At 74.3% G+C, this 23865-nt stretch carries 24 protein-coding genes; 10 read left to right on the forward strand and 14 right to left on the reverse strand.

Annotated elements, in window-relative coordinates:
- Positions 1–55: 55 nt before the first annotated feature.
- Both B086_RS0121580 and B086_RS0121585 read right to left on the reverse strand, forming a co-directional pair.
- On the reverse strand, positions 56–1309 hold the full coding sequence (locus B086_RS0121580) for an FUSC family protein (RefSeq protein WP_018568507.1): 1254 nt from the start codon (positions 1307–1309) through the stop codon (positions 56–58).
- A 110-nt stretch (positions 1310–1419) separates the two neighbouring features.
- Positions 1420–1914: an FBP domain-containing protein gene (locus tag B086_RS0121585; protein WP_018568508.1), complete on the reverse strand. Its 495-nt coding sequence runs from the start codon at positions 1912–1914 to the stop codon at positions 1420–1422.
- Positions 1915–2024: 110 nt separating this feature from the next.
- Here B086_RS0121585 and B086_RS0121590 point away from each other — a divergent pair, with 110 nt between their 5' ends.
- Together B086_RS0121590 and B086_RS0121595 are read left to right on the forward strand one after the other, a co-directional pair.
- A complete protein-coding gene (locus B086_RS0121590; protein ID WP_018568509.1) occupies positions 2025–2954 on the forward strand; it encodes a DUF3626 domain-containing protein in 930 nt (309 codons plus the stop codon).
- Positions 2955–3065: 111 nt separating this feature from the next.
- Positions 3066–4355 (forward strand): ROK family transcriptional regulator, encoded by a 1290-nt coding sequence (locus B086_RS0121595; RefSeq protein ID WP_018568510.1) that lies wholly within the window; start codon positions 3066–3068, stop codon positions 4353–4355.
- Between the two features lie 34 nt (positions 4356–4389).
- Here B086_RS0121595 and B086_RS0121600 read toward each other — a convergent pair whose 3' ends face one another.
- The 3 genes from B086_RS0121600 to B086_RS0121610 all read right to left on the reverse strand — a co-directional run bounded on the left by B086_RS0121600 (position 4390) and on the right by B086_RS0121610 (position 6744).
- On the reverse strand, positions 4390–5199 hold the full coding sequence (locus B086_RS0121600; RefSeq protein ID WP_018568511.1) for an SAM-dependent methyltransferase: 810 nt from the start codon (positions 5197–5199) through the stop codon (positions 4390–4392).
- A gap of 410 nt (positions 5200–5609) precedes the next feature.
- The gene (locus B086_RS0121605) at positions 5610–5873 is read right to left on the reverse strand and encodes a DUF397 domain-containing protein (protein WP_018568512.1); all 264 of its coding nucleotides are present in this window, start codon (positions 5871–5873) and stop codon (positions 5610–5612) included.
- A gap of 4 nt (positions 5874–5877) precedes the next feature.
- Positions 5878–6744 (reverse strand): helix-turn-helix domain-containing protein, encoded by an 867-nt coding sequence (locus B086_RS0121610; RefSeq protein ID WP_018568513.1) that lies wholly within the window; start codon positions 6742–6744, stop codon positions 5878–5880.
- A gap of 376 nt (positions 6745–7120) precedes the next feature.
- Between B086_RS0121610 and B086_RS0121615 the strand changes: the two genes are divergently transcribed.
- The 3 genes from B086_RS0121615 to B086_RS40505 all read left to right on the forward strand — a co-directional run bounded on the left by B086_RS0121615 (position 7121) and on the right by B086_RS40505 (position 9009).
- Positions 7121–7630, forward strand: coding sequence for an ATP-binding protein (locus tag B086_RS0121615; RefSeq protein WP_018568514.1), 510 nt, complete (start codon positions 7121–7123; stop codon positions 7628–7630).
- Positions 7627–8604: a DUF6624 domain-containing protein gene (locus B086_RS46115; protein WP_018568515.1), complete on the forward strand. Its 978-nt coding sequence runs from the start codon at positions 7627–7629 to the stop codon at positions 8602–8604. Before B086_RS0121615 ends, B086_RS46115 begins: the two co-directional genes overlap by 4 nt.
- A 222-nt stretch (positions 8605–8826) precedes the next feature.
- Positions 8827–9009, forward strand: a complete 183-nt coding sequence (locus tag B086_RS40505) for a hypothetical protein (protein ID WP_018568516.1) — start codon at positions 8827–8829, stop codon at positions 9007–9009.
- Positions 9010–9058: 49 nt separating this feature from the next.
- On the opposite strand, the gene B086_RS0121630 is transcribed toward B086_RS40505, so the two are convergent.
- Positions 9059–10087 carry an SDR family oxidoreductase gene (locus B086_RS0121630; protein ID WP_018568517.1) on the reverse strand — a complete coding sequence of 343 codons (1029 nt, stop codon included), beginning with the start codon at positions 10085–10087 and terminating at the stop codon, positions 9059–9061.
- A 223-nt stretch (positions 10088–10310) separates the two neighbouring features.
- On the opposite strand from B086_RS0121630, the gene B086_RS0121635 reads away from it, so the two are divergent.
- Complete coding sequence (locus B086_RS0121635) at positions 10311–11144, forward strand: alpha/beta fold hydrolase (protein ID WP_018568518.1); 834 nt, start codon at positions 10311–10313, stop codon at positions 11142–11144.
- Between the two features lie 90 nt (positions 11145–11234).
- Here the strand turns inward: B086_RS0121635 and B086_RS0121640 are convergent, their stop codons facing one another.
- From B086_RS0121640 to B086_RS0121655, 4 genes are all read right to left on the reverse strand, one after another.
- Positions 11235–12209, reverse strand: coding sequence for an SDR family NAD(P)-dependent oxidoreductase (locus B086_RS0121640; RefSeq protein ID WP_018568519.1), 975 nt, complete (start codon positions 12207–12209; stop codon positions 11235–11237).
- Positions 12210–12547: 338 nt separating this feature from the next.
- The gene (locus tag B086_RS0121645) at positions 12548–13858 is read right to left on the reverse strand and encodes an aromatic acid exporter family protein (RefSeq protein WP_018568520.1); all 1311 of its coding nucleotides are present in this window, start codon (positions 13856–13858) and stop codon (positions 12548–12550) included.
- Positions 13859–13978: 120 nt separating this feature from the next.
- The gene (locus B086_RS0121650; RefSeq protein ID WP_018568521.1) at positions 13979–14635 is read right to left on the reverse strand and encodes an HAD family hydrolase; all 657 of its coding nucleotides are present in this window, start codon (positions 14633–14635) and stop codon (positions 13979–13981) included.
- A gap of 64 nt (positions 14636–14699) precedes the next feature.
- Positions 14700–15737, reverse strand: a complete 1038-nt coding sequence (locus tag B086_RS0121655; RefSeq protein ID WP_018568522.1) for a PHP domain-containing protein — start codon at positions 15735–15737, stop codon at positions 14700–14702.
- Positions 15738–15856: 119 nt separating this feature from the next.
- Here B086_RS0121655 and B086_RS0121660 point away from each other — a divergent pair, with 119 nt between their 5' ends.
- The 4 genes from B086_RS0121660 (at position 15857) to B086_RS0121675 (ending at position 19377) form a co-directional block, all read left to right on the forward strand.
- On the forward strand, positions 15857–16087 hold the full coding sequence (locus B086_RS0121660; RefSeq protein WP_018568523.1) for a hypothetical protein: 231 nt from the start codon (positions 15857–15859) through the stop codon (positions 16085–16087).
- Positions 16088–16325: 238 nt separating this feature from the next.
- The gene (locus B086_RS0121665; RefSeq protein WP_026252638.1) at positions 16326–17018 is read left to right on the forward strand and encodes a ribonuclease H family protein; all 693 of its coding nucleotides are present in this window, start codon (positions 16326–16328) and stop codon (positions 17016–17018) included.
- Between the two features lie 99 nt (positions 17019–17117).
- On the forward strand, positions 17118–18329 hold the full coding sequence (locus B086_RS0121670) for an FAD-dependent monooxygenase (protein ID WP_026252639.1): 1212 nt from the start codon (positions 17118–17120) through the stop codon (positions 18327–18329).
- Positions 18330–18393: 64 nt separating this feature from the next.
- Complete coding sequence (locus tag B086_RS0121675; RefSeq protein WP_018568526.1) at positions 18394–19377, forward strand: aldo/keto reductase; 984 nt, start codon at positions 18394–18396, stop codon at positions 19375–19377.
- A 120-nt stretch (positions 19378–19497) separates the two neighbouring features.
- On the opposite strand, the gene B086_RS0121680 is transcribed toward B086_RS0121675, so the two are convergent.
- The 4 genes from B086_RS0121680 to B086_RS0121695 form a co-directional block, all read right to left on the reverse strand.
- On the reverse strand, positions 19498–20469 hold the full coding sequence (locus tag B086_RS0121680) for an LLM class F420-dependent oxidoreductase (protein ID WP_018568527.1): 972 nt from the start codon (positions 20467–20469) through the stop codon (positions 19498–19500).
- A 61-nt stretch (positions 20470–20530) separates the two neighbouring features.
- On the reverse strand, positions 20531–21490 hold the full coding sequence (locus B086_RS0121685; RefSeq protein WP_018568528.1) for a threonine/serine dehydratase: 960 nt from the start codon (positions 21488–21490) through the stop codon (positions 20531–20533).
- Positions 21491–21602: 112 nt separating this feature from the next.
- Complete coding sequence (locus B086_RS0121690) at positions 21603–22280, reverse strand: AIM24 family protein (protein ID WP_026252640.1); 678 nt, start codon at positions 22278–22280, stop codon at positions 21603–21605.
- Between the two features lie 54 nt (positions 22281–22334).
- On the reverse strand, positions 22335–23549 hold the full coding sequence (locus B086_RS0121695; RefSeq protein WP_018568530.1) for a serine hydrolase domain-containing protein: 1215 nt from the start codon (positions 23547–23549) through the stop codon (positions 22335–22337).
- Between the last annotated feature and the right edge of the window lie 316 nt (positions 23550–23865).

The following is a 23865-nucleotide window of genomic DNA, read 5'->3' on the forward strand; positions in this document are numbered from 1 at the left end:
CCGCGCCCTCCCCGTCCGTCCCCGCCGTCCGCCGCTCGTCCGGAACGGCCGTCCTTCAGCCAGAACGCCGGGCGGGCTCCTCCTGGTTCCGGCGGTTGCGCACCGGCGCCCCCAGCCGGTCCGCGATCCGGGTCAGCCGCGACCGGCGCTCGCGCTGCTCGCGGGTGTGCCGGTCCAGTTCCTCCAGCAGCCGCTGGGTGCGGTGCTCGGTGTCCATCTCGTCGATGATGCGGTTGACCTCGGTCAGCACCGCGCCCTGCAACTGCCACTGGCTCGCGTCGTGCTGCACCTCGTCCAGCAACTGCCCCGCCAGCTTGTCGCGGGTGGCCGCGGCCTGCCGCAGCTCGGCCGCGAGCCGGGACTCGGCGGACTCGGCGCTCACACTCACATCGGTGGTCACCAGCACCGCGTAGCTCACCACCGCGTCGGAGATCTCGGACAGCAACTGCTGCACCAGAGCACCGGCCGGGGCCGAGAACAGCGGCCTGGGCTCGCGCGCCTTGGCCAGGTCGGTGAAGGTGCGCGCCAGGACCCGCAGCACCACCGTGCAGATCTCCAGCGTGTCCAGGCCGGTGCGCAGCACCACCCGGTGCAGCAGCCCCTCGCGGACCCGCGGGTTCAGCCGCAGGCTGTCCTCGGCCTGCCGCAGCGCCGCGTCCACGTCGGCGATGTCGTGGTCGAGCCGACGGGCCTCGTGCAGCCGGGCGGCGGCCTGCTCCACCGGGGTGCCGCCCGCCACCTCCTCGCCCATGTGCAGCATCAGCCGCCGCATCCGGCGGGCCAGCCCGTCGATCGACTCGCCCGCGTGCTCCGTCCACAAGGGGGGAGCGAGCAGCAGATTGCAGCCCATGCCGACCACCGCGCCGATCAGCGTCTCCACGATCCGCGCCCAGGCCGTGCTGCCGACGGTGGTGACGCCGAGGACCAGCATCGCGCTGATCGCCACCTCGGCGACGAACTCGTCCACCCGCACGAGGTGCCCCACCCCGAGACCCGCCAGGATCACCAGGGCGAGGCTCCACCAGGTCAGGCCCACCAGCAGGGAGAAGAGGATGGCGACGACCACACCGGCCACCACCGCGTTCACCCGGCGGACGCTGGTCTGGAGCGTCGCGAACAGGGTGACCTGGACCACCAGCAGGGCCGTCAGGGGCGCGGTCAGCGGTGCCGGCTCCGGGCTCAGCCACTTCGCGATCACATACGCGATCGTGGCCGCGACCGTCGAGCGCAGCGCCTGGACGACCACCGGGTCCCGGTGCCGCTTCACCAGCCGGACGAGGGACGACATCGACTCGCTCACATCGTGCATCCCTTGCGCTGTTCCCCGTTCGCGGACACGTCGAACGTCACGTCCGCCGAGTACGGCCGTCCGCGCGGCGGGCGGGCGCGGCGGCCCGGCGGAGCGGCCGGGCGCGGCCGTCAGGCGTACAGCTTGTCGAGGTAGGCGGCCAGATTGCCGCTGGTCCGGGCGATCTGTTCCTGCACCGTCAGGCTCTCCTCGAACCGGGTGCCGTTCTGCGGCACCTTCTTCCCCCGCACATACAGCGAGCAGGCCAGGTCGGTGCACATGTACAGACCGACCGAGTTGCCCTCGCGGCCCGCGGTGCCCGCCTTGCGGGCGGTCATCAGGGAGACCCCGCCGCCCGGGTGCGTGGTCAGGCACAGCGAGCACATGCTGCGGTGCAGGAAGCCGCGCTGCGAGGCCGGGAAGCGCAGCGCCACGCCCACCGCGCGGCCCTCGCGCTCGGTGACCAGATAGCTGCGGTCGGGTGCGCCCGGATCGCGCCAGCCCAGGAAGTCGAGGTCGTCCCAGGGGCGTTCCGCCAGGTCGCGGGGGACGGCCAGCCGCTTGGCCTCGCCCTTGGAGCAGTTGACGAAGCAGGCGCGGATGTCCTGCTCGGACAGAGGTCTCATGAAAGGCTCCGGGTGGCTGGGTGGATCGGGCACCGGGACGGACCACGGCTCCGATGCCTAAGGCTTTTAGGTTCACAGCTAGGATAAGCAGGTTGCAGGAGGGGGATCCAATGAATATCCGCAGCGGTGCCGGGCCGGCGCTGCCACCGGCGGCCCGCGCGGCGATCGCGCACGTCGCGGAACGCTCCGCGGGCCCGGCGCTCGCACCGGACCTGCGGATCACGCTCAACTTCCACCCCGACCGGCTCTCGGGCGGCCTGCCCCTGCTGCGGGCGCTCGCCCGGGACGGCGCGTACCACTCGCAGTTCGTCACCGGCACCAGCAACGGCGGACTCACCGCCCATCCCGGCGGGGACCGCTGGCGCTGGGAGCACCGCATCTTCGGCGGCGCCTACGACACCGCGCCCGCGGCCGCCCGGCCCGTCTACGGCGCGCTGGACTTCCGCCGCCAAGTGGTCGGCGCCGCGCCCCGGTTCGGGTCCTCGTACGTCCGGCTCACGGCGGCGGCCCTGCACCGCGCCACCTTCTGCTACCCCGACAGCGCCGCCGAACCCGCCGACTTCGGCACCGCCGCCGCCCTGGCCCTGACCGCGCTGGCCGAGGCCGACGAGCGGGACGCCCTGGACGACTATGTCGAGGCCCAGGTGCACGGCGGCGTCGACCTCGCCCGGGACGTGGAGGTCCTGGTCCTGGACGCGAGCTACCGCGGCACCCCCGTCGAGGCCGACGCGCGGGACCTGCCCTGCCCGCTCGCCTGGCACCCCGGCTACCGGCTGTCCGTGCGGGAACTGCGCCGCCACGGCGACTACCGGGGCGCCGAGTACACCGCGCTCGGGGCGCGGATCGCCCGGGACGGGCACCTCGACCCGTGGATCATCGGCGAGGCCGCCCGCTCCGGCCGCCACGCGGCACAGGACCTGAAGAAGGTGTGGCATCTGCTCGCCCGGCACGGAGCGCCCGAGGGAGCGGGCACCGCCTGCCTGCCCCGCGCGGGCGCCGTGGCCGGGCCGGACCCCGCCACAGAACCGGCCACGCCTTAATTTATTGCCTGACCTAAGGGGGACGGGAAGTCGCGCCGGACCGGCCCCCGGCGGTATGTTGCAGGTCGGACAGGGCGGGACAGGGCACGCGTGCAAGGACGAGGGAGCCACATGGCGGCGGGGCGGAACGGGCGCACGGTGCGCGATCTCAGACGGGCCAACCGCACGGCCGTCCTGCAACGGCTGTACTTCGACGGCCCCCTCAGCCGCTTCGAACTGGGCCCCGCCACCGGCCTCAGCTCGGGTTCGATCAGCAATGTCGTCGCCGACCTGGTCGCCGACGGACTGGTCGAGGAGGCCGGCAGCGTCGACTCCGACGGCGGGCGCCCGCGCACCCTGCTGCGGGTGGTCCCGGGCAGCGGCCACATGATCGGCGTCGATGTCGGCGAGACCCGGGTCCGTGTCGAGCTGTTCGACCTGACCCTCACCGAACTGGCGCGCACCGAACGGCCGCTGACCGGGCAGCGCTACGACGTCGACGTGATCACCGGCCACATCGGGGACGGTGTCGCCGAGGTCCTGCGCGCGGCCGGGCTCGCCCCCGAGCGCCTGCTCGGCGTCGGCATCGGCGTCCCCGGCATCGTCGAGCGCACCGAGGACCGGGGCGCCGTCGTGCACGGGCAGACCATCGGCTGGGACGCGGTGCCCCTGGAGAGGCTGCTGCGCTCCGGCGGGCAACTCCCGGACGGCGTGCCCTGCTTCATCGACAACGGCGCCAAGACGCTCGGCCAGGCCGAGATGTGGTTCGGTGCCGGACGCGGCGCGGGCAACGCGGTCGTGGTGCTCTTCGGCTCCGGCGTCGGCGCCTGCCTGGTCACGCCCGAGGTGGAGCGCGGCCGGGCCGTGGAGTGGGGCCATCTGACGGTACGGGTGCGCGGGCGCCGCTGCCGGTGCGGCGCGCTCGGCTGTCTGGAGGCCTACGCGGGCGCCGAGTCGCTGCTGGCCCGCTGGCGCGAGGAGGGCGGCCGGCCGCCGGGCGGCACCGACGAGGAGACCGCACTGACCGCCATGCTGGCCGCCGCCTACCCGCCCGAGGGCACCGCGGCCGACCCGGTCGCGCTGGCCGTGCTGGAGGAGACCGCCGAGTACCTCGGCGCGGGCCTGTCCGACCTCATCAACCTCTTCCAGCCCGAGCGCATCCTCATCGGCGGCTGGGCGGGCCTCCAACTCGGCGCCCGCTTCCTTCCGGCCGTACGCCGCCACGCCACGGCCTACGCCCTGCGCCACCCCGCCGAGCGGGTCACCGTGGAACTGGGGCGGCTCGGCCCGGACGCGGTCACCGTGGGCGCGGCGATCCTGCCGCTGGCCGACTTCTTCGCCCGCGGCGGGCGCCCCGCCGCACCGGTGCCCGAGGCCCGCCCCCCGGCCTGGCAGACGGCCCTGGAGGAGCGCAGGCCGTAGCAGCCCGCACTCCCGGCATCGTCCGACCCCGCCGTCAGGGCTTGCGGGCCACCCCGCCGTGGATGTCGGTGGGCTTCGGCGCCGTGCCGGGCGCGGGGCGCCACAGCGGGCAGGAGACGATGCCCGGCTCCAGCAGCTCCAGGCCCTCGTAGTAGGCGGCGACCTGCTCCGGGCTGCGCAGCACGTAGGGGACGGCGCCGGTGTCGTCGTAGCCCTGCTGGGCCTCCTTGAGCGCCTGGTCGGTGTCCGTGCTGTCGTAGTGGACGAAGTAGCTGCCGGAGGGCAGGGCGGCCTGGAGGCGGCGGACGATCGACTTCGCCTCCTCGTAGTCCTGGATGTGGCCGAGGATGCCCATGAGCATCAGGGCGACGGGCTGCTCGAAGTCCAGGATCCGCCCGGCGCGTTCGACGATCGTCGCGGGGTCGCGCAGATCGGCGTCGATGTACTCGGTGACGCCCTCGGGCGTGCTGGTGAGCAGCGCCTGGGCGTGGCGGAGCACCAGCGGGTCGTTGTCGACGTAGACGACGCGCGCCTCGGGGGCTATGCGCTGGGCGACCTGGTGGGTGTTGTCGTACGTGGGCAGGCCGGTGCCGATGTCGAGAAACTGGCGCACGCCGAGTTCACCGGCCACATGGGTCACGGCGCGAATCAGGTACTCCCGCGAGGCGCGGGCCATCGTCTCGATGGCGGGGGCGTGTTCGCGGTAGGCGTCGCCCGCGATCCGGTCCACCTCGTAGTTGTCCTTGCCGCCCATCCAGTAGTTCCAGATGCGGGCCGAGTGGGGCACCGAAGTGTCGATCTTGGACAGCGCGTCCTGGTCGGGGGTGGGGCGGCCGTGGGTCATGGGGGTCTCCTGCCGTACGTCACGCGGGGATCCAAAATACCGTCGACGTCCTTGCGCAGAACGGTGGTTCGTGAGGCGCGGGATGCGAAGCGGGGCACGGGGGGCGCGAGGGGCACCGAGGGGGTGGCGCCCGGGGCGCACCAGGGGGTCGGCGGGACCGGACCGGCGCGGGGCCGCGCGCCGGGCGGCGTCCGCCGCCGGGGGCGGGGCCACCCGCACGGCGGGAGGTGGCGTGCGGGTGGCCCCGCGGGGCGGGCCGGGGCGGGGCGGGCCGGGTTCGGCCGCGGCCCGGGGACGCCCTCGGCCCGGGTCCTGCGGGATCGCGGGACTGCGGGATCCGGAGTGCGCGGCGCCGGGCTGCGGGGACGGGGGAGTGGGCAGTCCCCGGCGGCGGCCGCCGTGCGCTCCGGTCAGTCGACCAGGAAGTCCGCGAGCCCCGCCTTGGCGCCCGCCAGGAAGGTGACCATCTCGTCCCGGGTGTAGATCAGCGCGGGTCCCGTGGGGTCCGTGGACTGGCGCACGGCGATCCTGCCGTCCGGCAGGCGCTTGGCCTCGACGCAGGAGCCGCCGTTGGTGCCGCTCCAGGGCTTGTGCCAGCCCTCGGTGCCCAGTTCGCCCGCGGGCATGCCGTTGCGGACCGAAGGGGCGGGCGTCCGGGGTGCGGTGGATGCCATGGGATCACAACTCCTTACGCAGTTCGGCCAGGATGTGCTTGGTCCGCGCGACCGGTTCGGCCTGCACGGACATCCGGTCCAGTACCTCTAGATAGGTGACGACGTCCTCCGGCCGGTCGTAGTAGACCGAGCCCGCGAGGTTCTCGGTGTAGACCACGTCGGGCAGTTCGGAGAAGCCGAAGCGGAAGTGGTGGAAGGGGCCGTAGGCGCCCGGGTGGGCCCCCACGGCGTAACGCATGATCTGGATCCGTACCTTCGGGGTCTCCAGGGCCTCCAGGATCCGGTCCACCTGGGCGCGCATCACCGCGGCGCCGCCCACGGGACGGCGCAGCACCGTTTCGTCCAGGATGGCCCAGACGGCGGGGGCGCCCGGTCTGTCCAGCAGATCCTGCCGCTTGAGGCGCAGGTCCACCCGGCGGGCGAGCTCCTCCTTCGACTCGTTGGGGAAACCGACGCGCATCAGCGCGACGGCGTAGTCGAACGTCTGCAACAGCCCCGGCACGTAGTGCGGTTCGTAGAGGCGGATGACGCTCGCCTCGCTCTCCAGGCTCACATACGCCTTGAACCACTCCGGCAGCACATCGCGGTACTTGTACCACCAGCCGGGCTTGTTGGCCTCGCGCGCCAGGGCGGCGAAGTCGTCGATCTCGGCGTCCGGGACACCGTAGGCGCGCAGCAGCTCCCGCACATACGGGATACGCAGGCCGACCTCGGCCTTCTCTATGCGGCGCACCGTCAGCGGCGTCACCTCGATGGTGCGCGCCGCCTCCTCGAAGGACACACCCGCGCGTTCGCGCAGCTGCCGCAGGCGCTTGCCGAGAACCATCCGCAGAACGGTGGGTGCGCTGCCGCCGGAGCGGTTCTCACTCACCTCTGACCTCCCGGAGCGGCTGTCACAGCGTGCAGTGTGTCACGCGCCGGACGACTCGAACAGAGTGATGCGAGGCTGTCTGAAATTATCAGAACGCAGGTTGCGGGCCGAGTGTGTGCCACATCATAGTGATCCGGGAAGCCGGCATCCGGGTCGCCGTATGGTGATCAACTCGCGTTGCTGGTATGGGAACTGACGTTCCAACAGGTGCGGTGCGGTCCTCGGGCCGCACGGGACTGCGAGGCGAGAGCTGGATGACCACCGTGACCGACGGACAGCCCACGAGCCGCGAGGAGGGCCCGGCCGGGGCCGGTGGCGCGCGCCGGACCGGCGACGGTGGCGCGCGCCGCGCCACGACGGGGTGCCGGGAGGCCCGATGACCGGATCCAGGGCACAGCACGGCGGTCCCCCGCACGCACCGGCGCAGGCGCGGGACGAGTTCCCGGCCGCCGCACGCGTTGCGGACCGGGCGGCCGGACCGCCCCGGCTGCGCTCCACCGTGCCCGCCGACCCGTCCTGGGCCTCGGCGGTACGGCGCCTGGTCACCCAGCACCTCGCCCGGCTGCGGCTCACCGCCGACCAGTGCGACAGCGCGGTCCTCGCCACGGACGAGCTGTTCGCCAACGCGGTCAGCCACGCGAGCAGCGGCCCGCGCGACACCGTCACCCTCACCATCGAACGCACCGCCCGCACCCTGCGGGTGACGGTGGCCGACCGGTCGCCCCTGCTGCCCCGGCGCCGCGCGGCCGACGCCGCCGACGAGTCGGGGCGCGGGCTGGCCATCGTGGCCGCCCTCGCCGACGACTGGGGACTGGCGCCCCCCGAACCCGGCAACCGCGGCAAGCGGGTCTGGTTCACGCTGTGCCTGCGGGGTGCCGCGTCATGACGGACCACCCGGCACAGGCGCACGCGGGCACGGACACCGTGGCCCGCGCCGCCGTCCCCGCGCCGGGCGACGGCCGGGCGTACGCACCCCCGGCACCCCGCGCACCGGAGCCCGGCACCGCCGCCCCGGACGGATCGGCGGCCGGCACGGCGGCCGGGGAGACGGCGCCCGGGACGGCGCAGGCGGCCCCGGAAGGGCGCCTGTGGCAGGCGCTGACGGCGATGTACGTGTCGGACACCGCGTCGGACACCGTGTCCCGAACCCCCCGCACCGGCACGGGCGCGGGCACGGCCACCGGTGATACCGACGACGACGGCCACCCCCGCGACGGACGCACCGCAGCACCGCCGGACGGGCGGCTGCGCCGCGCCCTGTCGGCGCTGTACACGGCGGGTCCCGCATCGGCCGACGTCCCGGCCGCCGTCCTCGGCGCTGAAGGTACCCGCGGCGCCGGGGAGCCCGGCGAGGCCGCCACCGCGCCCTTCACCGCGGCGGTGGTCCAGGACCTGCTGTGCCGGGCCGAACGCGACCGGCGGCTGACGCGTGAGGCGGGCGCCGCGCCCACACCGCAGCGCAGGCGCGGCGTCGCCGAGTGCCACCGGGACAACGCCGACGCCCTCGCGGGGATCGTCGGCCGGCACGGCTGGCCGGCCGCCGCCGCCGTGGGCGCCGAGGCGTCGACCGCGGCGCTGATGATCCTGCTGCACGCGCCCCGGCTGGACCTGCGGCTGCGCTGCCGGGACCTCATCGCGCAGGCCACGGCCGACGGCCGCACCCCGGCCGTCCACCTCGCGTACATCGCCGACCACTGCGCCGTGGAACTGGGCGAACCGCAGTTCTACGGGACGCGGATCAATCCGGTGACCCTGCGCCCGTACCCGGTCCGGCTGCCCCGGACGCTCGACGAGCGCCGCCAGGACGTCGGCCTCGGCCCGATGGAGGAGCAGATGCGGGCGCTGCGGCTGCGCGGCTGACCCGGCGCCGCGCCCGGGGGGCCGGGCGGCCCGACCGGACCGCGGGCAAGCGGCCGGTGCCCGGTCGGGGCCGACGGGACTTCCGCAGGTCGGCGGGGTTTCGCGGACCCGTACGGAGGTACCCGCGCCTCGGCCCGGCGGCGGACGGAGACCGGCAGACCGAAGAGGTCCGCGGCCGCCGGGCGACGCGCGGACCGGAGAAGCCGGAGAAGGGAGCACACCGTGACCGCACACCGCCCGCCCGTCCCCCGGGACATGCCGGACCAGCAGGCCCAGGCGGACGAGGACCCCTGGGAGACGGCGCACACCGCGGCGGGCCCCGGGCAGCCCCGGCGCGAGCCCCCGGCGGACGACGTGCCCACGTCGGACGAGGAGCACCCCGGCCCGGACGAGCCGCCCGCCTGACCCGCGACCACGCATCCGGCTCGTCCAGCGCACCCGGCCGCGTCCGGACTCATCCGGCCCTGCGCCCCCGCAGGGGTTCGGTGTCCGCGCCCTCGCCGCGCTGCAACCCGCGCAGGAACTCCTGGATCACCTCGATCGCCGTGTACCGGGGGCGCCAGTCCAGTTCGGTGTGCGCCCGGGTGCAGTCCATCAGGGGCAGCCGCAGCACCGCGTCGAACAGGTGCGGGGACGCGGGCAGCAGATGCAGCCCCCAGGCCGCCGCGATGGCCGAACGGGCGGCGGTGCGCGGCAGCCGCACCGGGCGCAGGCCCAGCATCTCGGCGAGCACCTTCGCGTCCAGCGGCGGATCGGCGGCCAGATTGAAGGCGCCGCTCACCTCGCGGTGCAGCGCCGACCGGTAGGCGCGGGCCGCGTCGTCGGTGTGCAGGGCCTGCACCCGCAGTCCGGGGACGTCGGGCAGGAACGGCAGCAGCTCGGGCCGCGCCACGGGACCCGGCAGGAACCGTCCGCCGAAGATCCGCCGCTGCTCGCTCGCGGACTCGGCCTTGAACAGGAACCCGGGGCGCATCCGCACCACCCGCACATCGGGATGGTCCCGTTCGAAGGTGTCGAGGGCCCGTTCCAGATACGCCTTCTCCCGGGTGTACGCGGCGTCCGGCCAGCCGTGGGTCGGCCAGGACTCGTCCACGGCGCGGTCCTTGGGGCCCGGCGAGTACGCGCCGACCGAGGAGGCGTGCACCAGCACCGGCACCCGGGCGGCGGCCACCGCCTCCTGGACCCGGATCCCGCCGAGGACGTTGGTGCGCCAGGTCGTCGCCGGATCGTGCGTCGGCTGGAACGCCCAGGCGAGGTGGATCACGGCGTCGGCGCCCTCGAACTGCTCGGCCAGCGGCGCCTGCTCGGAGGAGATGTCCACCCGCGCCCACTCCGTCCTCGGCGGCGACCACCGCGGGATCCGGCGGGCCAGGCCCCGAACGGAGGCGACCTCCGGATCCTCGGAGAGCAGACGGACCACGCTGGTACCGGCATTGCCGGTGGCGCCCGTGACGACGACCCTGCTGCCCGACACGCTGCTCACGTTCGGCTCCCTTCGGAAGACGGCCGAGTGCGGGGCACGGGTACCCGGTCCCCGGCCGTCGACCCGCGCGCCCGCGCCCGCCCCCGCGGGGCCCCTGCCGTCCCGCTCCCGACCGGCATGACCTCCGACGTCATCGACCCGCGCCCGCCCCACCGCGACCATGGACAGCGGACGGACGACATCACGTCACCGCTCAGCCCGCACCGGACTCCGGGAGGTCCCCATGCCGTACGTCACGAGCCCCGCCGACGGCACCCGCCTGCACTACGCCGACCACGGTCCGGTGGACGGACCCGTGGTGGTCTTCGTCAACGGCGCCTACTTCGGGACCGGTATGTGGGAGTTCCAGACGCTGCCGCTGGCGGGGGAGGGCGTGCGCTGCGTCGGCCTGGACCGGCGGGGCCACGGCCGTTCGGACGACGTGTGGGACGGCTACGACCTGGACACCCTCGCCGACGACCTGTACGGGCTGCTCGACCACCTGGATCTGCGCGAGGTCACCTTCGTGGGGCACTCGCTGGGCAGCGCGGAGATCGTGCGCTGTCTGACCCGGCACGGCACGGACCGCGTCGCACGGGTCGCCTTCGTCGCGGGCATCGCGCCGGGCGTGGTCCGCACCGCCGATCACCCGGAGGGCTGGGACCCGGAGGTGATGCGCGCCGGCCGCGCGGTGTTCCGCAAGGACCGGGCGGCCTTCTACGAGGACGGGGCCGCCCCCTACTTCGCCCTCGACGTGCCCGGCAACGAGGTGTCGCCGCACTACGTCCGGCACGTCGTCGACCAGGCCCTGGCCTGCACGCCCCGCGCGGCGGACGCCGTCAACCGACTGGTCGCCACCGTGGACCTCGCCCAGGAACTGCCGAAGCTCGGCCTGCCGCTGCTCGTCGTGCACGGCACCCACGACACGTCGGCCCCGCTGGAGGCGACCGGCCGCCGGAGCGCCGCCCTGGTGCCGGGCAGTGTGCTCAAGGAGTACGAGGGCGGCGGCCACGGGCTGTACGTCACCCACGCGGACCGGCTCAACACGGACCTGCGGGCGTTCCTCGCGACGTCCTGAGCGGGCCGGGCCGGGCCGGGCCAGGCCGGGCGGGGCGGGCCGGGGCGTCGGCGGGTACGGGGCCTTCGCCCGGCCCGCCGACGTTCGGCCTCAGGCGCGGTCCGCGAACGCGTCCACCCCCGTCAGCTCCGCCGACAGCGCCCACAGCCGGGCCGCCTGGCCGGGGTCGGTGGCCCAGGACTTGACCCCACTGCTGTGCATGCCCTCGTCGGGCACCGGTTCGGCGATGTCGCAGTCCTCCAGATAGACACCGCCGAGTCCGTCGAGCCGGGGCGAGGCCGCGGCCCAGACCTGGGTCGCCGCGCCCTGCTGCGGGGTCTTGAAGCCCCGGGGGTTCAGCGGGACGCCGTTCTCGTCGACCCAGCCGCGCTCGACCATCTCCTCGCGGGTCAGATGGCGCTGGAGCGGGGTCATGATGGCGCCCGGGTGCAGGGCGAAGGCGCGGACGCCGCGGCGGCGGGCCAGCCGGTCCAGATGCACGGCGAACAGGACGTTGGCGGTCTTGGCCTGGCCGTAGGCCGCCCACTTGTCGTAGCCCTCGCGCCAGTGGACGTCGTCCCAGCGGATCGGGGAGAAGTGGTGGCCGCGCGAGGAGACCGAGACGATCCGGGCGCCGCCCGGCTCGATGGCCGGCCAGAGGCGGTTGACCAGGGCGAAGTGGCCGAGGTGGTTGGTCGCGAACTGCGCCTCCCAGCCGGGTCCGACCCGGGTCTCGGGGCAGGCCATGACACCGGCGCTGTCGATGACGAGGTCGACGGTGCGGCCGGAGGCCAGGAAGCGTCCGGCGAAGTCCCGGACGCTGTCCAGGTCGGCGAGGTCGAGCGTGTCGGTCTCGGTGCCCTCGATGCCGTGCAGCGCCTCGCGGGCGGTCGCGGGACGGCGGGCGGGGACGACCACGCGGGCGCCCGCCGCGGCCAGTGCCCGGGTGGTCTCCAGACCGATACCGGAGTATCCGCCGGTGACGATCGCCAGCTTCCCGGTGAGGTCGATGCCGCTGAGGACGTCGGCGGCGGTGTCGGCCGCCCCGAAGCCCGAACCGATCTTGTGCTGTGGCGTGGTGGTCATGCCCGGAACGCTACGGATTGGAGCGCTCTCGAAGTCAAGCGCGCGCCGGGCACACCGACCGGCACCGCGAGCCGGGAGCAGGAAAGACGGAACGGGCGGAGGAAAGAAGAAAAAAGGAGCCCCGGCCGGACGGGGGAATCACGGCCGGGGCGGTCCTGGTGTGGGCACGCATGGCGGTCGCCTCTCGGCGAGACGCTCCACAGGGCTTCAGCCGGACGATCGTCCCTGTGGGCAATAGGTGAGGCCCGGGGACACTGTCCCATCCGCACCCACGCCTGGTTCAACGGGCGAGGGGGGTCCGGTGTTCCGGGATCTGCCTCGTTTTGCGGTGATCCGGGTCACTCCGCAGGGGTACGCGGCGCTGTACCCGGTACCGGGGCGCCGGAGGCGGCGCCGGGCACGGTCTCCGCCCACAGGCTCTCCGCCTGGAGCAGCAGCGACCCCAGCACCGTGACCGGGGCCGCCGCCCGCCCCGCGTGCTCGCGCAGCCCGTCCTGCAACCTCCGGTGCAGAGCGCGCCGGTCCTCCTCGGCCCGCGCGCTGTCCGTGCCCGTGCCCGTGTCGGCGGGACGCTCACCGCGCAGCCGGGCGCCCTCCGCGAGGCACGCCCCGGCGATCAGCTCCAGCAGATCGGCGTACGTCCGCAGCACCCCCGGCTCCGGGGCCGCGGGCGCGCGGTTCTCGTCGGCCGCGACCGCGAGCGTCCGGGTGAGGGCCCGTACGTGCCCGGTGACCCTGCTCCAGCGGTCGTCCTCCGTCTCGGGCGGCACCGGCGCGGGCGGCCTGCGCAGCACGCGCAGCGGACCGGCGGTCAGCCGCAGGCTCTCCCGGCTCCAGCGGCGGGCCGAGTACAGGGTCTCCAGCCGGTGTTCGAGCCGGGCGGAGCCCCGGGACCACTCGGCGGCGGTGCCCTCGTCCCAGTCGTCGTCGCGCAGCCCGCCGGCCACCGCGCACAGCAGGTCGCCCGCCTCCCGCGCGACCGCGGCGAGGTTCTCCCGCACGTCGCGCAGATGGATCGGCGGGAGGACGAAGGCGTTGACGGCGAGACCGATCACCGCGCCGAGCACCGTCTGCCCCAGCCGGTGCCCGACCGAGGCGGCCGACACACTGCCCGTGGCCAGGGTGAACACGGCCGTGGTGGCGCCGTAGACCCCCTGGTCGCCGAAGCGCGACCAGTTCGCCAGGAGCATCAGTACCGGCAGCGACAGCGCGAGCGCGGTCAGCGTGTCCCCGGTGAGCGCCTGCGCGGCGGAGGCGAGCAGGGTCCCCGCGAAGATCGCTGTGCACTGCTGTCCCGCCCGCAGCAGCGAGCTGAACACCGTGGCCTGCACCATGACCAGCGCCACCCACGGCGCCATCAGCGCCATCGGGTCGCCCAGCCAGATCTTCGCCACCACCCAGGCCAGCAGCGCCGCCCCGGCCGCCTTGAGGGACTGCACGACCAGGTCCCGTTCCCGTCCCGGGCCGCGCGCCACGGCGCGCAGCGCGCGCCCCGCCCGGCACGCCTCCTCCCGCGCGGCGTGCCAGGCCCGGCCGCCGAGCAGCCGGCCGACGGCGCGCGCCCGGCGCAGGACGCCGCCGCGCGGGGCGGGGGAGTCCGGTGGGGACACGGGGTCCGGGGTCTGCGGAGTCTGCGGTGCGCCCGTCATGGTGCCCGGGTATCCGCTCCAGCCGGTGCCTTGATCAGGGAACATGTCACGTTTGCGCCCGCCGGACGGGTGCCCCGGGCGGGTGCCGTCCGCCGTTCGCCGACGCGCTGTGCGGGCATCTCAGGCCAGCGGGCTGTCCGCCAGGGACGCCAGCAGGTGCGCGGGATCGTCGTAGACCGTGTCCGCGCCGGCCTCCTGGAGGTCGGCGCGCGAGATGCCCCCGCTCAGCACGCCCACGCACCGCACCCCGGCCCGGCGGCCCGCCCGCATGTCCCAGACGGTGTCGCCGACGAACACCGCGCGTCCGGCGGGCACCCCGGCCAGCTCCAGGGCGTGCTCGACCGGCTCGGGAGCGGGTTTGCCCGCCGACACGTCGTCGGCGCTCGCGGTGCCGGCGATGGCGTCGTCGGCGTCGATGGCCCGGCGCAGCGCGCCCAGCTCGGGGCCGCTCGCCGAGGTGGCGAGGACCACCGTCCAGCCGTCCCCGTGCAGCCGGCGCAGCAGCCGCCCGGCGTCGGCGAAGGCGGGCAGCCGGTCGAAGTACTGCCCGTAGAGCGCGCTGTGCGCGGCGGCGAGCGTGTCGTCCTCGTCCTTGTCGCGGTCGTCGCCGAGGAGATGGGCGATCAGGTCGGTGGAGCCGAGGCCCACCGAGCGGTGGACGGCGTGCATGGGGACCCGGTGGCCCGCCTGCCGGAACGCCTCCCACCAGGTGACGACATGGAGGTGGTTGGTGTCGACGAGCGTTCCGTCGACGTCGAACAGGGCGGCACGGTCCATCCGGGATCCCTCTCTTCGCTGCGCGCTCTCCTCGCGGGCGCGCGGGGCCCGTCCGGGTACCACGTCAGGGGCCCGCCACTCCGGACGGCGTGCGCCGCTCGCGGGTCCACTCCAGCAGCTCGTCGGCCGACCAGGTGGTCACGACGCGTTCCGGCGCCACCCCGCACTCCTCGGCCCGCGCGCAGCCGTGGATCTGCCAGTCGAGCTGTCCGGGCGCGTGCGCGTCGGTGTCGACGGAGAACAGCGTGCCCGCCGCCACGGCTCGGCGCAGCAGTCCGAGCGGCGGGTCCAGCCGCTCCGGACGGCTGTTGATCTCCACGGCGGTCCCGGTCTCGGCGCAGGCGGCGAACACGGCGTCCGCGTCGAACTCCGACTCGGGCCGCCCCCGCCCGGTCAGCAGCCGTCCCGTGCAGTGCCCGAGGATGTCGGAGTGCGGATCGCGGACGGCGGCCACCATGCGGCGGGTCATCGAACGGGCGTCCATCCGCAGCTTGGAGTGCACCGACACGACCACCACGTCGAGCGCCGCCAGCAGCTCCGGTTCCTGGTCCAGGCGGCCGTCGTCGAGGATGTCGCACTCGATGCCGGTCAGCAGCCGGAACGGCGCCCAGCCCCGGTTCAGCTCCGCCACCACCTCCAGCTGCTCACGCAGCCGCGCGGGCGACAGGCCCCGCGCCACCGTCAGCCGCGGCGAGTGGTCGGTGAGCACCGCCCACGCGTGGCCGAGGTCCGCCGCGGCCCGGCCCATCTCCTCGATCGGGCTGCCGCCGTCGGACCAGTCGGAGTGCAGATGGCAGTCGCCGCGCAGCAGCGCCCGCAGCCGCTCGCCGCCGCGGGCCAGGGGCTCGCGCGCCTCCTCCTCCAGCGCGCGCAGATAGCCGGGCACCTGTCCGGCCAGCGCCTCCCGGACCACCTGCGCGGTCTTCGGCCCGATCCCCTTGAGCGACTCCAGCGTCCCGTCACCGGCCCGCCGGGTCACCTCCTCGGCGGCGAGCGCGGACAGCACACCGGAGGCCGTGCGGAAGGCGCGTACGCGGTAGGTGGGGGCCCCGGACCGCTCCAGCAGGAAGGCGATCCGGTCCAGCGCCTCGACAGGGTCCATCGCCACCTCCACCCCCAGGGTTGCCCGGCCGCCCCGCGACCGCACCTCCACCCCGTGGACCGGCCCGGCCGGAGCACCGGGCGCGCACGGTCCGCGATCGTCGTCCTAGGCTGGACGACATGACCGAGAGCGCGAGTCCCTATATCTCCCAGCCGCGGATCATGGTGCTCGGAGTCCAGCCGGGCGACCCGCCGTTCCGCATCGTGGAGATCGACGGCGAGGTGGTCGGCGAGGCGAAGACCGTCACCGATGTGCTCCAGGCCGCCGCGGCGTTCGGGATCACGGTCCACGACCTGGACGACCCGGACACCGTGCGCTGGGTGGGCGGTGACAAGTTCACCTGGCACTAGGGCCTGTCCGGCCGATCATGGCGAAGACGCGGGGTGGGGCACGCACATCCGCCGCGTTGTCGTCGGTTGCCGACGCTCCGCGTCGACGCCCTCCTCCGCCTTGCGGCTGCACGCACCCCACCCCGCTCACCCGTGCCCACAAGGCACTGTTGCCTCCCTCCACCATGATCGGCCGGACAGGCCCTCGGTCCACGGGCGACGGCACGGGGCCGGTCCGGACCGTGGCATCATCGAGCCCATGCGTGAACGAGTGGTGGCCGCGTGCGACGGGGCCTCGAAGGGCAATCCGGGACCGGCGGGCTGGGCGTGGGTCGTCTCCGACGACGCCGGGACCGCGGCCCGCTGGGAGGCCGGTGCGCTCGGCACCGCCACCAACAACGTCGCCGAACTGACCGCGCTGGAGCGGCTGCTCGCGGCCACCGACCCGGCCGTGCCGCTGGAAGTGCGCATGGACTCGCAGTACGCGATGAAGGCCGTCACCACCTGGCTGCCCGGCTGGAAGCGCAACGGGTGGAAGACGGCCGCGGGCAAGCCCGTCGCCAACCAGGAGCTGGTCGTGCGCATCGACGCCCTGCTGGAGGGGCGCCCGGTCGAGTTCCGTTACGTGCCCGCCCACCAGGTCGACGGTGACCCGCTCAACGACTTCGCCGACCGCGCCGCCAGCCAGGCCGCCCGCGTGCAGGAACCGGCCGGCAGCGCCCTCGGCTCCCCGGAGCCCCCGGCCTCGCCGGACACCCCCAAGGCCGCGCCCCGCCGGAAGGCACCCGCCCGCCGCACCGCGGGCGGCGGCGCCTCCTCCGGCTCCGCCCGCACCATCAAGGCGAAGTTCCCCGGCCGCTGCCTGTGCGGACGCTCCTACGCCGCCGGTGAGTCCATCGCCAAGAACGACCAGGGCTGGGGCCACCCGGAGTGCCGCACCGTGCAGGTGTGAGCGGCGCGGGCCACGAGAGGACCTGTGACGGTGCGTGATCGCACGCACCGTCTCTGTTACCTTTCGTTGCCCATCGACCGCTCTCGGTAGTCCTCAGGGGTGTGTGTGAAGGTCGCCTGCGTCGGCGGCGGGCCCGCCGGCCTGTATCTGTCCGTCCTGCTCAAGCGGCAGGACCCGTCCCACGACATCACCGTCCACGAACGCGGCCCCGAGGGCTCCACCTACGGCTGGGGCGTCACCTACTGGCAGGGTCTGCTCGACCTGATGCGGGCGCACGACCCCGAGTCGGCCCGCGCCGTCGAGGCGCACTCCGTCCGCTGGCGCGACGGCGTCGCGCACATCGGGGACTCCACCACCCGGCACCGCGGCGACCAGGGCTTCGGCATCGGCCGGCACCGGCTCCTGGAGATCCTCACCGACCGGGCCCGCGCCCTCGGCGTACGGGTCGAGTTCGAGAGCCGGGTGACCGCCGCCGACCCGCCCGCCGCCGATCTGGTGGTCGCCGCCGACGGCGTGCACAGCGCGCTGCGCGACCGGCACGCCGACCACTTCGGCACCCGCCTCCACCTCGGCCGCAACCGCTACCTCTGGCTCGGCACCACCAAGGTCTTCGATGCCTTCACCTTCGCCTTCGTCCCGAGCGCGCACGGCTGGATCTGGTGCTACGGCTACGGGTACGGCGCCACGCACAGCACCTGCGTCGTCGAGTGCGCACCGGAGACCTTCACCGGTCTCGGCCTCGACCGGCTCGCCGAGGCCGACGCGCTCGCCCTGCTGGAGGGGCTGTTCGCCGGGGTGCTCGACGGGCACCGGCTGAGCGGCCGCGGCACGGACGGCGGCGGCAGCCCCTGGCTCACCTTCCGCACCCTCACCAACCGCACCTGGTACCGGGACAACCTCGTCCTGCTCGGCGACGCCGCCCACACCACCCACTACTCCGTCGGCGCGGGCACCACCCTCGCCCTGGAGGACGCGATCTGCTTGGCCGGGGCGCTGCGCACCCACCCCGGTCTCCCGCAGGCTCTCGCCGCCTACCAGCGCGAACGGCAGTCGGCCCTGCTGCCCGTGCAGAGCGCGGCCCGGCACAGCGCCCAGTGGTACGAGAACCTGCCCCGCTACATCCACCTGCCCCCGCACCGGATGTTCGCGCTGCTCGGCCAGCGCCACTCGCCCCTGCTGCCGTACGTCCCGCCGCAGCTCTACTACGGCCTCGACAGGGCGGCCGGACGGCTGACGGCGCTGCGCCGCCTCAAGCGGTGGCTCGGGCCCCGGCTCGCGCGGACGGTGCAGGCGCGTTCCCTGAGCCGCTGAACCGCCGGTCCGCCGGGCCGGGCGGGAGCCGCCGGTCCGCCGGGCCGGGTGACAGACTGACGCCATGAACGAACGTGAATTCGGCAGGTCGCACCAGCACGCCTCGGTCGTCGGGCTGGGCACCTGGCAACTGGGCGCCGACTGGGGCGACGTCGACGACAAGGAAGCCCTCGCCGTACTGGAGGCGGCGGCCGAGTCGGGGGTGACCTTCTTCGACACGGCCGACGTCTACGGCGACGGACGCAGCGAGCAGACCATCGCCACCTTCCTCGGCTCCCGCCCCGATCTGCACGTCCTGGTCGCGACCAAGATGGGCCGACGCGTCGAGCAGATCCCCGAGAACTACGTCCTGGACAACTTCCGCGCCTGGAACGACCGTTCGCGCCGCAACCTCGGCGTGGACCGGATCGACCTGGTGCAGCTGCACTGCCCGCCGACGCCCGTGTACTCCCGCGACGAGGTGTTCGACGCGCTCGACACGCTCGTCGAGGAGGAGCGCGTCGCCGCGTACGGCGTCAGCGTGGAGACCTGTGCCGAGGCGCTGACGGCGATCGCCCGGCCGAACGTGGCCAGTGTGCAGATCATCCTCAACCCGTTCCGCATGAAGCCGCTGAACGAGGTGCTGCCCGCCGCGCGGGAGGCGGGCGTCGGTGTCATCGCGCGCGTCCCGCTCGCCTCCGGCCTGCTGTCGGGCAAGTACACCAAGGACACCGTCTTCCCCGCCAACGACCACCGCACCTTCAACCGGCACGGCGAGTCGTTCGACCAGGGCGAGACCTTCTCCGGCGTGGACTGGGCCACCGGCGTGGAGGCCGCCGCCGAGTTCGCCGCGCTGGCCCCCGAGGGCTGCACCCCCGCCCAGCTCGCCCTGCGCTGGATCGTCCAGCAGCCCGGCGTCACCACCGTCATCCCCGGCGCCCGCTCCCCGGAGCAGGCCCGCGCCAACGCCGCCGCCGGCAAGCTCCCGCCGCTGCCGCAGGAGACCCTGACGGCGATCCGCGACCTGTACGAGCACCGGATCAAGGACCAGGTCGAAGGCCGCTGGTAGCCACTGGTGCCGTACGCGCCGGGTCCGCCCGGCGCGTACGGCGGCTCCGGCACGGCGGCGCCGGGGACGCGACGAGGCCGAGGAGGAACGGGCCGACCGCCTCCCCGGAGCGCCGGCCCGTCAGCCGAAGGCGTCCCGCAGCGCGGGCAGCAGCGTCTTCGCCGACCAGCCGAGGAACGGCTCCTGGCTCGCCCCGCCGATCTGCACCAGCGCCACCTCGGTGAACCCGGCCTCCGCGTAGGGCCGTACGGCCTCCACGAACGCCTCCGGGTCGTCGCCGCACGGGATCGCCGCGGCCACGTCGTCCGGGGTGACGAACCGGGTGGCCTGCTCGAAGGAGTCCGGGTGCGGCAGCTCGGAGTTGACCTTCCAGCCGCTGCCGAACCAGCGGAACTGGTCGTGCGCCCGCTCGACGGCCGCGTCCCGGTCGGTGTCGTAGCAGACCGGGAGCTGTCCGAGGCGCGGCTTGCCCTGCCCGCCGTGCCGGTCGAACGCCTCCAGCAGCCCGGCCTTCGGCTCGGTGGCGATCACCAGGTCGGCGAGGTGCCCGGCCAGCTCGCAGGACTGCTCGCCGGAGACGGCGACACCGATGGGCGGCGGCTCGTCCGGCAGGTCCCACAGCCGGGCCGACTCCACGTCGAAGTGCGCCCCGTGCCGGGTCACATGACCGCCCTCGAACAGCGCCCGGATGATCCCGACGGCCTCCTCCAGACGCTCGTGCCGTACGTCCACGGTGGGCCAGCCGCCGCCGACCACGTGCTCGTTGAGGTTCTCGCCCGCGCCGAGCCCCAGCCGGAACCTGCCCTGTGCCAGCAACTGCACCGTGGCCGCCTTCTGCGCCACCACCGCCGGGTGGTAGCGGAAGGTCGGACAGGTCACGTACGTCATCAGCGGGATCCGCGAGGTCGCCTGGGCGGCCGCGCCCAGCACGCTCCACGCGTACGGTGCGTGACCCTGGGAACGCAGCCACGGAAAGTAGTGGTCCGAGATCACCGAGAAGTCGAAGCCCGCCTCCTCGGCGCCCACCACGTGCTCCACCAGTTCCCGGGGGCCGGCCTGCTCGGTCATCATCGTGTATCCGATCTGCACCATGTCGCCCGAGTCCCCGGCCCGCGCCCCCGGAAACGGCCCGCTGGGTCCGCTCCGCCCCCGCTCAGCGCAGCCCGAAGCGGTCGGCCCAGGCCATGATGTCGCCGGTCGTCGCGTTGCCGCCGCAGACCACGAGGCCGAGCCGGGCGTCGGCGCCGACCCGCTCGCGCACCTGCCGGGCGGCCGGCAGCAGACAGCCGGCCGCGGGCTCCGCCCACACCTTGGCGTGCTCGGCGAGTTCGAGGCAGCCCCGCACGGCCTCCGCGTCCGGCACCACGAGCACCTCCTCGACCAGGGCCGCCGCGTGCTCGTACGTCAGCTCCGACACGGCCGGGGCGCTCAGCGTCGTGACGACCGAGGACAGCGCGACCGGCACCGGACCGCCCGCCGCCAGCGCCCGCGACAGGGCCTCGGCGCCCTCGGTCTCCACGCCCCACACCCGCACCCCGGGCCGCAGCGCCCGCAGCGCGGTCGCCACACCGGCGATCAGGCCGCCGCCGCCCACGCTGACCAGCACGTCCGTGAGCGGACCGGCGTCCTGGGCGAACTCCAGGCCCACGGTGCCCTGCCCGGCGATCACCACCGGATCGTCGAAGGGGTGCACGAGCGTCAGGCCCTCGTCCCGCAGCCGCGCGGCCGTCGCGAACGCCTCGTCCATGCCGTCGGTCAGCCGCAGCGACGCGCCGCTCTCCTCCGCGATGCGCAGCGAGCGGGCCGGGGCCGAGCGGGGCATGACCACCGTGGCCTTCACCTCCAGCGCGGCGGCCATCACCGCGAGCGCGATGCCGTGGTTGCCGCCGCTGACGGCCACCACGCCCGCCGCGCGCTCCGCCGCGCTCAGCGAGAGCAGCTTCGCCGTCGCGCCGCGCGCCTTGAACGAGCCGGTGCGCTGCAACAGCTCCAGCTTCGCGCTCACCGGGGCACCGAGCAGCGCGGACAGACCCGGGCTCGGCACGGTCGGGGTGCGCACCACATGAGCGGCGATCCGCTCGGCCGCGCTGTCGATCTCCGAGATGCCGATCACGGCGGTCCACCTTCCGGCGCGGGGGAGGGCCGGGGTCCGCGCCACCCCGACCCTCACCCGGCGGGGCCCCGCAGGTCAACCGGCGTCCACCGCCGCCCGCGCCCGGGGCGGCTCAGTGCTGCTGCGCCTTCTGCGGGGTCGCCTCGCTGGGCCGCACGATGACATGGCCTTCGCCCTGGAGCATCAGCTGCACGGCCTCGCCGGAGCCGCCGCGCAGCATCGAGCCGATGGACTGCGAGCGGTGCAGCGACGTCTGGAGGCGGGCGGTCCAGCCGACGACCGCGTCGGTGTCGACGTACACCGGCAGCTCGGGCGTGACCGGTATGACGAGCGGGTTGCCCTCGCAGGCGAGACCGAGCGTGCCCTGACCGGTGAAGACGGTGTTGAACAGCCCGCCGCCCGCGATGCCCGAGCCCTTGACCGTCTTGATCTGGTACGCCAGCGACGCGTCGAAGCACAGGACGTTGCGCCCGTTGACGGTGAACTCGTCACCGCCGTCGAGGTGGATGAGGAAGCAGTTCTGCGCCTCGTGCGCGAACCAGGCCTCGCCCTGCCCGCGCACCGACATCAGCGGCAGGCCCTCCCCGGTGACCGCGCGCTTGAGCATGCCGCCCACGCCCTGGCCCTTGCGCTCGAACTGGAGGCTGCCGCGCCAGGCCACCATGGCGCCCTGGCGGGCCAGCATCTCCCCGTTCACCACATAGCGGATGCACTTGGCGTTCTCGACGGACATGCCCGGCGCGGTCGCGGGCCGCACCACGTGCTCTTGCGAAAAAAGGTCACCTTGCATGGGGGCATCCTGGCCCGGAACAGGTGCCTCCGCCAAGATCGACGGGAATCGGGTTCACCGCACCCGGGCCCGCTTGCCGCAGAACACCGGCTCCAGCGTGCGCAGCATGGTCGCCTGCACCGCGCCGTTGTTCGAGGTGTTGACGACCGCCGTGTAACTGCGCAGCCCGTTCTCGCCGGTGAAGGCATAGGTGTAGAAACCCTGGACCGCGCCGGTGTGCCCGTACACGGAGATCCCGCAGGACAGGTCGCGGCGGCGCAGCCCGAGCCCGTAGCCCTGACCGGTGCCGGCCGGGAACCAGCGCCGCATCTCGGCCAGTTGCGCGGCGGGCAGCAGCCGGCCGCCGAGCAGCGCCGAGAGGAAGGTGTTCAGATCGCGGGCGGAGGAGATGAGCGCGCCCGCGCTCTGGGCCCACGACACCGTCTGCTCGGTGGCGTCCACCAGGGCGCCCCCCGGCTCGTCCGGGGTGAGGTAGCCGTGCGCGTGGCGACCGGGGATCGCGGTGCCGGGGTGCACGTAGAACGTGTCGGCCAGCTTCAGCGGTCCGATGATCCGGTCCTCGTACGCGGTGCGCACCGGCTCGCCCGTCAGCTTCTCGATGAGCAGCCCGGCGACGACGTAGTTGGTGTTGGAGTAGGAGTAGGCGGCGCCGGGCGTGCCGGTGAGCGGGTGCCGCAGCGACCGCGCGACCAGCTCGCGCAGGGTGAAGACCTTGGTGCGCACCGCCTCGAAGCCGGGCACGGTACGGGCGAACAGGTCCTCGGTGTAGTCGTACAGACCGCTGCGGTGGCCGAGCACGTGCCGCACGGTGATCCGCGCGTCGGGCAGCAGGCCGGGCAGGTAGTGGTCGACGGACGTGTCGAGCCGCAGCCTGCCCTCGGCGACGAGCTGGAGCAGGACGACGGCCGAGAAGGTCTTGGTGACACTGCCGATGCGGAACCGGTCCGCGGTGTCCATGGCCTCGGCGTCCGCGCGGTCGGCGACGCCCTCGGCGAGCCGGTGCACGGTGGCCGGGCCGTCGTAGGACGTGCGGTGGTCGTCGATCCGTGCCGCGGCGCCGGGCGCGCCCTGACCGAGCGCGGTGCGCAGGAGCGCGTCCAGTCCGGCGGTGTCGGGTGCGGGTGCGGGGGTGGGTGCGGTGCCGCGGACGTGGGTCGGGGCCGGGGCGGGCGGCGGCGCGGGCCGGGCCTCCGGCGGGCCGCCCGCCGCCCGCGCCGGTCCCGCGAGCAGGCTCAGTGCCAGCGACCCGAGCACCGCGCCCGTGCACATCGTCCTCCGTGCGGCCATACGATCCGGCTCCCGTCGTCGTCGGTGCGCGGGCCGCGGGACGCGAGCGTCGGTGCGCGGCCCGTGCGAGGTTGATCACATTCAGGCAGCGCAACCATCTCGCACCGTGTCACATCTCTACCGACGACACACAGTTGGTCACTCGTCGATCACCGTGTGGGACGGAATTGGCAAAGGATTGCCATGAACGGCGTGGAATGGATCATTCGCGCTTTACATGTGCATGGCTTGCCCACAAGGGTTTCTTTCCGGGGCCCGACCAGCCCTCATGGCGCAACCGCGCCATGCGTCGGGGCGG

Origin of the sequence: Streptomyces sp. PsTaAH-124 (assembly GCF_000373685.1) — a bacterium.
Taxonomy (GTDB): domain Bacteria; phylum Actinomycetota; class Actinomycetes; order Streptomycetales; family Streptomycetaceae; genus Streptomyces; species Streptomyces andamanensis.